Annotated in this window: 11 protein-coding genes; 9 read left to right on the top strand and 2 right to left on the bottom strand. The window is 40.4% G+C overall.

Translation table 11 applies throughout. The features are described 5' to 3' along the window. Positions 1 to 4: 4 nt before the first annotated feature. Positions 5 to 604, top strand: a complete 600-nt coding sequence (gene miaE / locus B9A58_RS18310; protein ID WP_084374322.1) for a MiaE family protein — start codon at positions 5 to 7, stop codon at positions 602 to 604. Between the two features lie 60 nt (positions 605 to 664). On the opposite strand, the gene bglX is transcribed toward miaE, so the two are convergent. Next, positions 665 to 2,962 (bottom strand): beta-glucosidase BglX, encoded by a 2,298-nt coding sequence (bglX, locus tag B9A58_RS18305; RefSeq protein ID WP_084374428.1) that lies wholly within the window; start codon positions 2,960 to 2,962, stop codon positions 665 to 667. A gap of 148 nt (positions 2,963 to 3,110) precedes the next feature. Between bglX and B9A58_RS18300 the strand changes: the two genes are divergently transcribed. Both B9A58_RS18300 and B9A58_RS18295 read left to right on the top strand, forming a co-directional pair. Further along, a complete protein-coding gene (locus tag B9A58_RS18300; RefSeq protein WP_084374321.1) occupies positions 3,111 to 3,695 on the top strand; it encodes a YdeI/OmpD-associated family protein in 585 nt (194 codons plus the stop codon). Beyond that, the gene (locus B9A58_RS18295; RefSeq protein WP_084374320.1) at positions 3,695 to 4,321 is read left to right on the top strand and encodes a copper homeostasis protein CutC; all 627 of its coding nucleotides are present in this window, start codon (positions 3,695 to 3,697) and stop codon (positions 4,319 to 4,321) included. Before B9A58_RS18300 ends, B9A58_RS18295 begins: the two co-directional genes overlap by 1 nt. 259 nt (positions 4,322 to 4,580) lie before the next feature. On the opposite strand, the gene B9A58_RS18290 is transcribed toward B9A58_RS18295, so the two are convergent. After that, positions 4,581 to 6,377, bottom strand: a complete 1,797-nt coding sequence (locus B9A58_RS18290) for an acyl-CoA dehydrogenase family protein (protein ID WP_084374319.1) — start codon at positions 6,375 to 6,377, stop codon at positions 4,581 to 4,583. Positions 6,378 to 6,643: 266 nt separating this feature from the next. Between B9A58_RS18290 and B9A58_RS18285 the strand changes: the two genes are divergently transcribed. The 6 genes from B9A58_RS18285 (at position 6,644) to B9A58_RS18265 (ending at position 12,363) form a co-directional block, all read left to right on the top strand. Beyond that, positions 6,644 to 9,085, top strand: a complete 2,442-nt coding sequence (locus B9A58_RS18285; protein WP_084374318.1) for an ABC transporter permease — start codon at positions 6,644 to 6,646, stop codon at positions 9,083 to 9,085. A gap of 242 nt (positions 9,086 to 9,327) precedes the next feature. Beyond that, positions 9,328 to 9,948, top strand: coding sequence for a hypothetical protein (locus B9A58_RS18280; protein WP_084374317.1), 621 nt, complete (start codon positions 9,328 to 9,330; stop codon positions 9,946 to 9,948). 31 nt (positions 9,949 to 9,979) lie between these two features. Continuing rightward, positions 9,980 to 11,095 carry a DUF2914 domain-containing protein gene (locus B9A58_RS18275; RefSeq protein ID WP_084374316.1) on the top strand — a complete coding sequence of 372 codons (1,116 nt, stop codon included), beginning with the start codon at positions 9,980 to 9,982 and terminating at the stop codon, positions 11,093 to 11,095. A 316-nt stretch (positions 11,096 to 11,411) separates the two neighbouring features. Beyond that, the gene (locus B9A58_RS20830) at positions 11,412 to 11,636 is read left to right on the top strand and encodes a hypothetical protein (protein ID WP_221407880.1); all 225 of its coding nucleotides are present in this window, start codon (positions 11,412 to 11,414) and stop codon (positions 11,634 to 11,636) included. 122 nt (positions 11,637 to 11,758) lie between these two features. Next, positions 11,759 to 11,935 carry a hypothetical protein gene (locus B9A58_RS20435; protein ID WP_176214839.1) on the top strand — a complete coding sequence of 59 codons (177 nt, stop codon included), beginning with the start codon at positions 11,759 to 11,761 and terminating at the stop codon, positions 11,933 to 11,935. A 23-nt stretch (positions 11,936 to 11,958) separates the two neighbouring features. After that, positions 11,959 to 12,363, top strand: coding sequence for an energy transducer TonB (locus tag B9A58_RS18265; RefSeq protein WP_176214838.1), 405 nt, complete (start codon positions 11,959 to 11,961; stop codon positions 12,361 to 12,363). The last annotated feature ends 36 nt before the right edge of the window (positions 12,364 to 12,399 follow it).

Raw genomic sequence — 12,399 nt, 5'->3', positions numbered from 1 at the left:
AGTGATGGAACGAAATAAGACAACATTAGGATTGAATTTACCCACTGATCCACGATGGGTAAATATTGCTGAAAAGTCAATAGCAGAAATTTTAATTGATCATGCTTATTGCGAGCAGAAGGCGGCTTCGTCAGGCATATCACTGATTGTGCAATACCCAGAGCATGAACAGCTGGTGGAGATGTTGACAGACCTGGTGGCTGAGGAATGGAGTCATTTCGAACGCGTGCTCGAAATGATGAAGAAGCGTGGTATCAAGTTGGATAAAATGCGTAAGGATGAGTACGTGTTGGCGATCTCTAAGATCCTCAAAGGAGGTGGGAGCAGAGAAGATCAACTGGTGGAAAAACTACTCCTTAATGCCTTGATCGAAGCGCGTAGTTGCGAACGATTCAAAATTCTACATCAGCATATTCAAGACGAAGAATTGAGCAAGTTCTATTTCGAATTGATGGTATCGGAGGCAAGCCACTACAATAGTTTTTTGGATATGGCCAAGCAATTCAAGCCTGAGGACTACGTCATGAAACGTTGGTCTGAGTTTTTGGAGGCCGAAGCTGAAATTCTTAAAAATCTCGAAGTTCGACCAGATCGAATGCATTAAAAAAAGAGGAGCCTCTCGACTCCTCTCCACTTACCCAAAACTAATTTTTGCTAAAATCTATTAATCGACCAATCTAAAATCAGTCGTTAATGTTTTTTGGGAGTCACCGCCTATCATCACTGCAAATCGACCTGGCTCAGAGCCAAACGATAAGTCTGCACGATAGTAGGAGAGTGTTTCGTTATTGATGGTAAATAGAACCTCTCTTTCTTCCCCTGGATTTAGCGTAATATTTTCAAAACCTTTTAATTCTTTGACAGGACGCGTCACACTTCCTACATAGTCTCTGATGTAGAGCTGCACCGTCTCTTGGCCTATCATTTTTCCAGTATTTTTAACATTTATGGATGCCGTGATTGTTCCGTCAGGATTCATCTCTGAGGATGAAAGGGAAAGATCTCCATATTCAAATGTGGTATAGCTCAGCCCATATCCAAAAGGGTACAATGGTGAATTAGGCGAGTCAGTATAATGAGACCAAAACACCATGCCTGCGTCATGAGGATTGGTGGCAGGTCTCCCACCATTTTTATGATTGTAGTAAATTGGACACTGACCTACATTTCTTGGAAAACTCACAGGTAGTTTGCCAGACGGATTGTAGTCCCCAAATAGTACGTCTGCAATAGCGTTGCCAGCTTCAGAGCCCAAATGCCACACCTCCAGGATGGCTGGAATTTTTTCATCCAATTTAGGAATAGCCAGTGACCGTCCATTCATCAGTGTCACCACTATTTTTTTGTTTGCCTTGAGCAATTCATTCATCAGTTCCATTTGATCACCTTTTAGGCCAATATCTGTTTGACTTCGACCTTCTCCAGTTTGCCAGCAGTCTTCTCCCATAGCCAAGACCACTACATCTGCCTTTTTAGCCAGTGCTATGGCTTTGCTGAAACCAGATCGATCACCACTTACAAATTCCAATTCATAAATGAATTGTCTGCGCCCTTTGGTCAATGTGTAACCACTGGCGAATTGAACGTTAGACTGATCTGTGACTGCGTTTTTCACGCCTTCCAACAATGACACTGCACTATTCTCCACAGCTTGTGCTCTCCAGCTACCCAGTGGCACATCCTTATCACTGGCCAATGAACCAATAATTGCAATGCTTTGCCCTTCTTTAGAAAGTGGTAATAAGTTATTTTCATTTTTCAAAAGCACAATTGACTTTTTAGCTGCCTCTCTAGCGACTTGTAGGTTTTCTTTGGTCAATAAATCTGTTTTTTCTCTATCAGCATCACAGTATAAGTATGGGTCGTCAAATAGTCCCAGTTGATACTTGACCGTCAATATTCTTCTTACCGCATCATTTAAAATGTCTTCACTGATTTTTCCATCAGCTACCAACTCTTCAATAGAGTTTTCGTACACATGAGCTTCCATATCCATATCACTGCCAGCAGTAAGTGCTTTGTAACCTGCCTCTAAGGTATCTGCTGCATAACCGTGTGTGATCATTTCACCAATTGATCCCCAGTCAGATACTACAAAGCCATTTTGATATTTCCAGGCTCCTTTGAGCAGTTGCCTCTGTAGTAATTCGCTTCCATTGGCAGGCACACCACCAATTTCATTGAATGAGTTCATAAATGTTGCCACACCTGCCTCACTAGCTGCTTTGAATGGGGGCAAGACCATGTTGTATAGGGTTTGCATACTGATGTCTACAGTATTATAATCACGACCAGCTTCTGCAAATCCATAGGCTGCAAAGTGCTTGGCGCAAGCTGCAATGGTGGCTTCATCAGACATATCATTTCCTTGATATCCTTCGATCCATGCTTTAGACATGTAGGAGGCTAAAAATGGATCTTCGCCTGCACTTTCCATCATTCTGCCCCATCTCGCATCTCTAGCAATATCCATCATAGGTGCGAAGGTCCAGTTGATTCCTGAGGCTGAAGCCTCTTTGGCAGCAATCTGAGCACCAGACCTAGCTACTTCCGCATCCCAGCTGGCGGCCTGCCCAATAGGTATAGGCATCATCGTTTTATACCCATGAATGACATCGTATCCGAATAGAAGAGGTATACCTAATCTGCTATGCTCTACAGCTAGTTTTTGAGCTTCTCGGGTACCGTCAGCAGTAATGACATTGAGCATGGCACCTACTTTGCCACTTTTTATGTTCTCGAATTTCTTTTGGTTATTTATATCTTTAGGAACAGGGCCAGTGAACTCCCAACTCCCAGCATATAGATTAAGCTGACCAACTTTTTCTTCTAGCGTCATCAGTGAAATAAGACTATCCACTTGGGCTGTGTATAGGCCCTGAGTTGACGTCATTTGGGAGGTGTTATTTACACAACCCGATAGAGCTACCATCACAATGGCTATGGCCAATTGTACTTTCATACCGTTCACTTTAGATTTTTTTTGATGAAACAAATAAAGGTTAAAGCTTAAAATCAGGACAAGGGGATATGTAACAATAGAGCAAGGGAGATTTGTCAAAGAGCTTAACTACCTTTGAAATGACCATTTAGGCTGCTAATATTTCAAAATGGAAGAACCTATATTTTTCTCATCTCCGAACGAATTCGGAATTTGGTTGGAGACCAATCATCAAAAACTGACAGAGCAATGGATTGGCTTCTACAAAGTCAAATCTGGCAAGCCCTCTATGACTTGGTCAGAATCTGTCGATCAGGCACTTTGTTATGGCTGGATTGATGGATTGAGAAAATCAATAAATGAAATAAGTTATAAAATCAGGTTTACTCCTCGCAAACCAAAAAGTCATTGGAGTGCAGTGAATTTGGACAAGATGAAGCACTTGCTCGCGGAAAACCTGGTGAGCCCAGCAGGCATAGCCATCTATGAGCAGAGGGATAAAACGAATACTAACAAAGCCTCTTTCGAGCAAAAGAACATCAAGCTCAAAAAGCAATATGAGGATGAGCTCCGTGCCAATGAATTGGCTTGGGCTTTTTTTAACGAACTACCTCCATCTATAAAAAAGCCCACCATTTGGTGGGTGATCAGTGCCAAGCAAGAAGTCACCCGACAAAGGCGATTGAAAGTGTTGATAGAAAGTGCCGAAAAAGGAGAAAGAATACCACTCTTGAAGTGGAGTAAAAAGAAGTAATGGATTTATTGATCAAAGAAGCCTGTGTTGAAAATTTGACAGAAGCCAAAAACGCAGAGAGATTAGGTGCATCTCAGATTGAACTCTGCGGAAGACTAGATTTGGATGGAATAACTCCAGATTTGTCTTTGGTTGAAAAAGTATTAAAAGGACTCTCTATTCACGTGAAGGTGATGGTGCGACCAAGAGCGGGGAATTTTGTCTATACAGAAAAGGAGATAAATGTCATGGAGGTCTCCATTGAGTTTTTAAAAAGTATGGGTGTACAAGAAATTGTATTGGGATTACTCACGGATAAAAATGAAATTGACATTCCTTCAACCGAAAAGCTGGTTGAATTGGCTCATCCTATAAAAGTCACTTTTCACAAAGCCATTGATAAGTTGGACGATCCTGTAAAAGGAGTGAGACAACTAATGGAAATACCAGGAATTACAGCCATACTCACCTCTGGAGGAAAGCCTACTGCTAGGGAAGGAGCTCCAGTAATCAGGCAAATGATATTAGCTGCCGAAGACAAACTGAACATTATAGCTGCTGGTAAAATCACCAATGAAAATTTGCTGGAAATTGATCGATTGATTGATGCGGATGCTTATCATGGAAAGTTGGTGGTGGGGATTTGAAATGATTTCATAGTATGGCAATTCTTCCCCTTGTGAATGTAGTCTCCTCTTGGGAGGAGATTTAGAGATGGGTTTTAGGTTAAACGAAAAAGGCCGCTCTCGTTAGAACGGCCTCTAGATACTAAATCAAACAATTGTTTCTTCTTATAATCTGGATCCGTCATCGCGAGGAAACGAAGCAATCTTATTGATAAAATTGCTTCTCCCATAAAAAAGCGGGATCGCAATGACGAACCTGATTATTTTGGGTTGCGCTTAATCAAAGAGCGTATTGGTTTTTGCCAATCAAGTGATCAGCGATTTCTCTTCTCAGCTGTTTGATGTTTACAGGATTGATTTTGGTAAACCTTTTCAATCCCATCAACATCACTTTTTGTTCATCACCAGTGGCGAAAGAAGCGATTGCATCTTTACCTGCCTTGTTGATTTTCTCAACGGCCTCATACAGGTAGACCTTCGCAGCGTTCACCTGCATTTTTGACACTTCCTCACCATTCATGCGCACAAGTTTTTCAGCTCTCAATAGTGCTGATTCAGCAGCGTAGATTTCAATCATCATATCAGCTGCATTCATCATGATTTCTTGCTCTTCTTCCAGCTTGGGGCCAAAAGTTTGAGCAGCTTTTCCTGCCACCATCAAAACTGCCTTTTTCAATTTCTTCAAGACATCTTTTTCTTCAGCAAAAGGCTTAGACAAATCTGGAACTTCGAAAGAAGGCACCGAAACCAATTCTTTCGCAACTGCCATGGCAGGCTCCATAATATTCAATTCTCCTTTCATTGCTCGCTTCATGATCATACCGACCATCAACATCCTGTTGATTTCATTGGTGCCTTCATAAATTCTTGTGATCCGTGCATCTCGATAAGCTCTGGCCATTGGGGCATCTTCTGAAAAGCCCATTCCACCATATATTTGAACGCCTTGGTCTACGATATAATCCAGCATTTCGGATCCGTGTATTTTGATAATTGCACATTCGATAGAGAATTGCTCAAAACTTTTCAATTTGGCTTCCGCAGGATCAATGCCTCTGCTGATCATGTCCTCGATCTTGTCATCAATATTTTGTCCAGCTCTGTAGGCGGCTGATTCAGTTACCCATGTTTTGATCGCCATTTCGGCCAGCTTATGCTTGATCGCGCCAAAACTTGAAATAGGTGTGTTGAACTGCTTTCTTTCATTGGCGTAGTTGGTCGATTCAGAAATTACTTGCTTGCATCCACCAATCACACCTGCACCTAATTTGATTCTTCCAATATTCAAGATGTTAACCGCAATCTTGAAGCCGTTCTCTCTTTCAGAAAGCATGTTCTCAACTGGCACCTTGCAGTCATTGAAGAAAATTTGACGAGTAGATGAGCCTTTGATTCCTAACTTCACTTCTTCGTCGTTCATGGTGATGCCACCATAAGTTTTTTCTACCAAAAAGGCTGTTAATTTTTTATCGTCATCAATCTTGGCGAAAACGATCAATAAATCCGCGAATCCTCCATTTGAAATCCACATTTTCTGTCCGTTGATCACATAATGCTTACCATCTGCAGTTAGCTTTGCTTTTGTTTTTCCCGAATTGGCATCTGATCCAGCATCTGGTTCCGTCAAGCAGTAGCAGGATTTCCACTCACCACTGGCCAATTTGGGCAAGTATGCTTTTTTCTGCTCTTCATTGCCATAGTACAGGATGGGTAAAGTGCCAATGCCTGTATGTGCGCCATAAGCAGTAGAGAATGAACCTGTAGCACCAATCTCATCAGCAATCAGCATGGATGTGTTGAAATTCATGCCAAGCCCACCATACTCTTCTGGAATAGCCACACCCAATAGTCCAAGCTCTCCAGCTTTTTCCATAAGTGATGGCATTAGACCTTCTTCTTGTTTTTCTATTTTTTCTATGTTAGGGTTGATTTCTTTTTCAATGAAATCCTGAGTAGCCTGAGCCATCATTTTTTGCTCTTCAGAAAACTCTTCTCTGATGAAGATGTCTGCTGCTGGTGATTCTTTAATGAGGAATTCCCCTCCTCGAATCGATCTTTTTTCCGCCGTGGTTTCCATATCTTGTCTTTAGTAATGCTTAAAGTTAATGACTTTTCTTTTGTTATGCATGCATAACAAATTCAAATATATAAAATATTGGTATGCATGCATAACAAATTGGATTTCTTTTTTGTTAATTCAGTAAAAAAACTTACAAATAGGAGTTTTGTCTCACCGCTCGTCTCTGTAAAATTCCTTTCTTCAAAACTTATTCTTGATTTGTAATAAGATTGGACTATTTAGTACTAACAATTAGTGCCTACTCAACTTAAAAAAACTCGGTCATGCTCAAGAATTACATCAAAATCGCCATTAGGAATTTATTTAAGCACAAAACATTTAGTTTGATCAATGTCATTGGTCTGGCAGGTGGACTTACTTGCTGCTTGCTCATATTTGTCTTTGTCAATGATGAGTTGAGCTACGATAAGTTTCAGAGTAAAAAAGATAGGATTTATAGACTCCAATATTTCATTAGCGATTTTAATATTGGAAGTGTACCACCTGTATTTGCTGAGCATTTGAATGATTTTTTTCCTGAAGTGGAAAAAACAACCAGGCTTTTCACGCGTGACGTGAGTGTACAAGTAGATGTACGGGATGGTGAATTGAAAAAATTTGAAGAAGAAAATATCTTTTTTACGGACTCGTCTACCTTTGAAATTTTTGATTTCCAATTTCTGGAAGGTTCTGCAGAATTGCCGCTGCAAGAACCCTTCACAGCGATCATCACCAAACAGTTGGCAGAAAAATATTTTGGTAGTCAATCTCCAATCGGACAAATTATTAAAATGGAGGGTAAACCTTTTCGCGTGTCTGCTGTAGTTGCAGCCTATCCCACCAATTCACATTTTCATTTTAATGCTTTGGTACCTTATCAGAATATGTATGATCTGGAACCAGAGCCTTTAGCCACAGGCTTACGTCAAAATTTCAAACTCAATTGGATGGTATCTCATTCACCTACCTATGTATTGCTCAAGGAGGGTGCAAATCCAGAATTTGTGAATACCCGTTTTGCTGATTTTGTAACCGAGAAAATTCCTGAAAACATGCAGAAGGGGCAGTCCTTCAAAATTCAGCCTTTATTAGATATTCATTTGAATGATGAGGTAGGGGCTCAGCTGGAGCCAGCTGGCAGCCGTGTTTTTCTCTTTGTATTCATGGCAGTAGGCGCCCTGACTTTATTGATCGCGTGTATCAATTTTGTCAATTTATCGACAGCCCGTTCGCTTCAAAGAACGAAAGAAATAGGCATGCGAAAAGTAATGGGTGCCTGGAGAGGAAGTCTGGTAGCTCAGTTTTTAGGTGAATCATTCGTAACGGCGGGAGTGGCTGCAGTGGTTGCATATATTTCATCAGTATTTCTCTTGCCAGTACTCAATGAAGTGACAGGTAAGGAACTTGAATTGTCAGCTTTGTACAGGCCAGAGATTGTTGTTGGGTTCGTTGGATTGTTTTTAGTGACCAGTTTGTTGGCTGGATTGTATCCTGCTTTTTTTGCAACACGTATTTCACCCATTTATAGCTTAAAAGGACTAAGTGGAAGCCAGGCTAAAGGTGGGCTGTCTTTCAGAAAAGGATTGATTGTGATTCAGTTTTCTATCTCTATTCTTCTGATATCGGGTACCCTGATTGTGTATGATCAATTGAATTTTCTACAAAACAAACCGCTAGGTTTGAATAAGGATCATATCGTGACTGCTCCAGTGATGAGTGCCAATTTCAATAATGTTTTCGGGGCGGTCAGTCAGGACAAACGTAAAGCCATGGATGCTTTTGAAGCTGAACTAGCTGGTATTCCAGGAGTGACAGCCAGTACCTTGTCGGCCGGAGTGCCTGGAGGTGGTGTAGCACATAGAAATGTGATACCAGATGGTTTTACTTCTGAGGATCACCTGTTGGCACCTGTGCTGTCTGTTGATTACGATTTTGTAAGTACGTATGGCATTGAAATAATTGCAGGACGAGACTTTTCTAAGGAATTTGAAACAGACCCTCAAGCGGCATTTATTATAAACAAGACAGCAGTTGACACCTACGATTTTGGTACACCTGAAGAGGCTCTGGGTCGATCTATTAATATGGAGGGTAAAATTGGCAAGGTGATAGGTGTGACCCAAGACTTCAACTTCATGCCATTGTCACAGGCCATGGGACCAATGATTGTGGATATACGAGTAGCAGCCTTTACGCATTTTTCATTTAAGATCAACAATCAGAATATTCCACAGACGCTAAGTGAGATTGAGGGGATTTGGAACAAACACTTTCCCACAGAAACTTTCGCTGCTCAATTTCTGGACGAACAACTGGCTCAGAGCTATGGTGAACAGGAGCAATTGGGTCACTTGATCAGTAATTTCTCGATTCTGGCTATTCTCATTTCCTGTCTGGGTTCTTATGGCATGATCATGTTTATAGCAGGGCAAAAAATGAAAGAAGTGGGCATTCGCAAAGTCTTGGGTGCTTCAGTTTCTGGATTGGTGTTGATGCTCTCTCAGCGCTTTGTCTTACTGGCTATTGGTGCTATGCTGATTGCCATTCCTGCGGCCTACTATTTAGCTAATTCCTGGCTGGATGAATTTGCTTATCGTGTGGATATTTCCTATTGGAATTTTGGTATAGCCAGCCTAGTAACGATTGCTTTGGTTTTGGTGACGATTAGCTTCCAGTCGATCCGAACAGCTACAGCCAATCCAGTGAAGTCTTTGAGGCAGGAGTAAGAAACCGTCTACTTACAGGTGTAGCTCTAAAGGTTGGTCAGTGCCAGAAGTAATATTTATTTCTAGCTGACTCTTACTGGTAAGTAGAATTGGACAAATCCAATAGAGTCCAAATTTTTTCTGATTTGACATAGAAATGCTTGGCATGCTTTCTGACTGTTTTGAAATATGCCTTTTCTTATTTCTTAAATCATATAAATTGCAAGCAATAATAATAAGCTAGTGTAGTCAATTATTCTCCCATGTATAAAACCGTCATCCGATTTTATTTATTCATTTTCATACTAATATCATTTTCTTGCCGAGATGAAGATGTGAGGAAAGAGGAAGTTATTTCGCAAGCGACTGTTTCATTTGATATAACCGATCAGAATACCAAGAAAGGGATTATGAGAGAGGATTCGTTTAGTCCTCAATTAGTAATTGCTATAAAAGAAGAGGGAGATGTCAAGACGGTTGGGTATGGCAGATTGAATGTATTTGCATTGGATGCTTTAAAAAATGAAAGTTTCAATGTTCAAATTTATCAAATCATGGAAGTCGAAGAAGGGATTCAGAACCTGGATTCACTTTTTTTATACCAAGTCAAGGCTAATGAGGCTAGTTTCTTTATAGCCTTTGAAGCATATAGAGGATTTGGGGTCGTGATGGAATACGAGGACGACCAACAAACGACATGGTATTCGAACAATTCTCTTGGTGGAGATTTGGATGTAGATCAGACTGGATCAGTTTTTGATATTTACGAGGTGATCTCACAGGAAGGCACTACTTTTTTTAAGGCAAAATTTAATTGCAAACTGTTCAATGATCTAGGAGATCAATTGACAATTGAATCAGGTGAACTCATCTTCGAATTATAACCTCCTATCCATGGCAACATGATAAAATGGAATGAATAGAGCTGTAACCAAGTTCAGGAATAGCGCCTTCAGCGCCTACCTCAAAAGGAATCAGAAGTATGCGCCTATTACCTTCTTTATTGGTGGATTTATTTTTGATTCGCTTACCCTAGGGCGTATTGATCGAGCTTATGACCTGACCATGCTCTGTATTCACATGACCTCGCTCACCTTCACCATTTATGCTTTCAATCTTGTTGGTGATGGTAGATGGCATGGGACTTTTTTGAAACGATTCGAACCATACTTTCCATTGGCAATCCAGTTTTTCTTTGGAGCGCTATCTAGCGCGTATGTGATCTATTTTTCAAGAAGCGTGTCTTTGACTAAGACCGTCTCTTTCTTTACCATCTTGGTCATTCTATTTGTGGCAAATGAATTTTTAAAAAGAAGAATATCCAATAAGTACCTACAGTTTAGCGTCTATAGTTTCATCAGCTTTACCTTTTTTACCTTCATGGTTCCGGTATGGATCAAGTACATGAATACCTATGTCTTTATCCTTTCGGGTTTGATTAGCGTGGGCTGTACCTTGGCTTTGATATGGAAAGTCTATCGTGCCAGTGCACAAACAAGAAAAGAAGTGCACCTGGGTAAACTCTTAAGTTTGGTGATTGGCATCTATGCTCTGATCAATGTCTTCTATTTTTTCAACCTCATTCCGCCTGTGCCACTAGCGCTGAATAGTGGACTGGTGGCTCATCAGGTAAAATATGAAAATGATAAATACGCTGTCTTGTACGAGAAAGACGAATGGTATGTCTTTTGGCGTACACATAGACTGAAGCTTCTTTGGCGGCCAACTGAGAATGTATATGTTTTCACTTCCATTTTCGCCCCTACCAACTTGGAGAAATCCATCTTCCATCGTTGGAAATGGTATAACCCCAAAATAGAAAGCTGGGAGGTAGTAGAAGACATTGGGATAAAAATACGAGGCGGCAGAGCGGACGGCTATCGTGGCTATACTTACAAACACTGGGTAAGGCCAGGTCAGTGGGAGGTAGAGGTGATTACAGAAGAAGGTTTGGTACTGGGTGTGGTGGATTTTGAAATCGTCCGGACTAGAGAAACTGGCTCTAGAAGTACTGCAGTTAAGGTTTTCTAAGCCCTAATGGTATAAAAAAATCTACTAGACTCGCTCTGATGTAACCCATATAGTAAACAACATTTTAGGTCAATCCGCTCGGTCGCAATTGCATTGCGACTGAAACCTTGTTTAGCATTTGAAATACGAGTTTTCTATCTTTATCATTTATGCCAACCGATACAAGATAAGAGACCATTCAGGATTATACTTTGTTACTTTTACCATCATAGGCTGGTTGGATTTATTTGTAAGAAGAGCCTATAAAGATTGCATAATAGATTCGCTTAATTATTGTGTAGGAGGGAAAGGGTTGCAAGTACATGCTTACGTGATAATGACAAATCACTTACATTTGATTGTGAGTGCTGCAGCGGGTCACAATCTGGTTTCTACTGTTAGAGATTTTAAGAAATTTACCTCGAAGGCACTTCTATGGCTGATCAATGAAATTCCAGAGGCCCGACGGGAATGGATGCTGAACAATTTTAACAATGAAGCTAACCGGACCAAACGTGGAGCAGAATACATACTATGGAAAGAAGGCTATCACGCAAGGTAGGTCGAGTGGGTTCAGCTATCTTTCTGTCTTAATTAAACCATGAGCACACTCGCTATGCACGTACGTTCACCCCAAAACCTCAAACCCGTTTCAACTGTCGCTGATAGGGCAGGTTGTTAAATATGAAATCCACCAAATCCAGCATCATATCGCTCATTGTCCTATTCATTGGGTGGTTCTTTATTGGTATTAGCTACGGAGAGGTGGTAGTTGAGCCATTGAAGAGTATTTTTTATTTTGGTGGAGTGGCGCTTTTCTTTGGTGGATTGATGGCGACGGTTTATTTGATTTTTAAATGATTTTTTACAAAAAAAAACTCAATATGAAATTTATCATTACGCTACTCATTCCAGTCTTTTATTTCTGTTCTTTAGTGGCAGCTAAAAGTCATAACAATGAGGTTTTTAAGGAATCTCTGCATTTGACAGATACGATTAATGCCGAACCTAAAGGCGGATATGCTAATTTCTATCAAAAGTGGTATTCATATGCTAGATACACAAATGAGGCTAAAAAGAATAGAATTACTGGTCGAGTGCATGTTAAGTTCATTGTGAATGAAAATGGGACATTGTCAGACTTTGAAATCCGAAAAAGTTTGGGTTATGGGCTAGATGAAATTACAATTGAAGCAATTAAAAAATGTGGAAAATGGAATGCAAAGAAAATTGATGGTAAGCTTGCTAAAGAAGAAATGGTGATGCCGTTTGCCTTTAAATTGAGATGATTTTAAATATAATTCTTTGGTTCTAAAGTTGCTTTG

Source organism: Reichenbachiella faecimaris, from assembly GCF_900176375.1.
GTDB classification, from domain to species: domain Bacteria; phylum Bacteroidota; class Bacteroidia; order Cytophagales; family Cyclobacteriaceae; genus Reichenbachiella; species Reichenbachiella faecimaris.
This window is presented reverse-complemented; position numbering and strand designations above follow the sequence as displayed.

Bases quoted from the DNA above. Each gene is read 5' to 3' on its own strand.
- B9A58_RS18285 (WP_084374318.1), top strand. From the start codon at position 6,644: ATGCTCAAGAATTACATCAAAATCGCCATTAGGAATTTATTTAAGCAC.
- B9A58_RS18280 (WP_084374317.1), top strand. From the start codon at position 9,328: ATGTATAAAACCGTCATCCGATTTTATTTATTCATTTTCATACTAATA.
- B9A58_RS18265 (WP_176214838.1), top strand. From the start codon at position 11,959: ATGAAATTTATCATTACGCTACTCATTCCAGTCTTTTATTTCTGTTCT.
- B9A58_RS18275 (WP_084374316.1), top strand. From the start codon at position 9,980: ATGAATAGAGCTGTAACCAAGTTCAGGAATAGCGCCTTCAGCGCCTAC.
- B9A58_RS20435 (WP_176214839.1), top strand. From the start codon at position 11,759: ATGAAATCCACCAAATCCAGCATCATATCGCTCATTGTCCTATTCATT.
- miaE (WP_084374322.1), top strand. From the start codon at position 5: ATGGAACGAAATAAGACAACATTAGGATTGAATTTACCCACTGATCCA.
- B9A58_RS18295 (WP_084374320.1), top strand. From the start codon at position 3,695: ATGGATTTATTGATCAAAGAAGCCTGTGTTGAAAATTTGACAGAAGCC.
- B9A58_RS18290 (WP_084374319.1), bottom strand. From the start codon at position 6,377: ATGGAAACCACGGCGGAAAAAAGATCGATTCGAGGAGGGGAATTCCTC.
- B9A58_RS18300 (WP_084374321.1), top strand. From the start codon at position 3,111: ATGGAAGAACCTATATTTTTCTCATCTCCGAACGAATTCGGAATTTGG.
- B9A58_RS20830 (WP_221407880.1), top strand. From the start codon at position 11,412: ATGACAAATCACTTACATTTGATTGTGAGTGCTGCAGCGGGTCACAAT.
- bglX (WP_084374428.1), bottom strand. From the start codon at position 2,962: ATGAAAGTACAATTGGCCATAGCCATTGTGATGGTAGCTCTATCGGGT.